A 716-nucleotide genomic window follows, 5' to 3' on the forward strand; every position below is an offset into this window, starting at 1 on the left:
CGGGTGCGTTGGGCGATTGAGAACTATACTTGGCGCTTCGATGGCTCGCGACGCCCGCCACGTGCCTGGTGGAGGATCTGATGCACTCTCTTCATCCGCAAGCCCGCACCACCCCGGCTGTCCGTCAGGAGATCGCCCGCTCGACCGAGCCCACGGGCGTGCTGGCGAAACGCTTCAGCGTGAGCACCGAGACCATCCGCAAGTGGCGCAAACGCGGCGCACAGGACTGCCAGGATCACTCCAGCCGGCCGCACAAACTGCCCTGGAAAGCCACCGAGGAAGAGCGGGCCATCGTCTGTGCCCTGCGCCAGGCCACCGGCTTTCCGCTCGATGATCTCACCTTCATCGTCAGCCACTTCCTGCCGCATCTCAACCGCGATGCGGTCTACCGCATCCTCAAAGCTGAAGGCTTGGGCCGCCTGCCGCCGGCGCAGCAGCGCAAGCGCAAGATCGGCACGTTCAAGGACTACGACCTCGGCTTCATCCACATGGACATCAAGCACCTGCCGAAGCTGCAGACCGCCAACGGTGAGCGCCGCAAGCGCTTTCTCTATGTGGCCATCGACCGCTGCTCGCGGCTTCGTGCACCTGGCCGTCTACGACGACGAGCTGACCACCAGTGCGGTCGCTTTCCTGAACGAGGCGGTCCGCGCCTTCCCGTTCAAGGTCACGCACGTCCTGACGGACAGAGGATCCTGCTTCACCGCCGATGGCTT

The 716-nt window shown here is 64.5% G+C and carries 1 pseudogene; it reads left to right on the forward strand.

Annotated elements, in window-relative coordinates:
- Window positions 1-80: 80 nt before the first annotated feature.
- A pseudogene (locus OC446_RS30570) lies at window positions 81-716 on the forward strand (DDE-type integrase/transposase/recombinase); the annotation flags it as partial.

Origin of the sequence: Microvirga sp. Mcv34 (assembly GCF_024519725.1) — a bacterium.
Classification (GTDB): domain Bacteria; phylum Pseudomonadota; class Alphaproteobacteria; order Rhizobiales; family Beijerinckiaceae; genus Microvirga.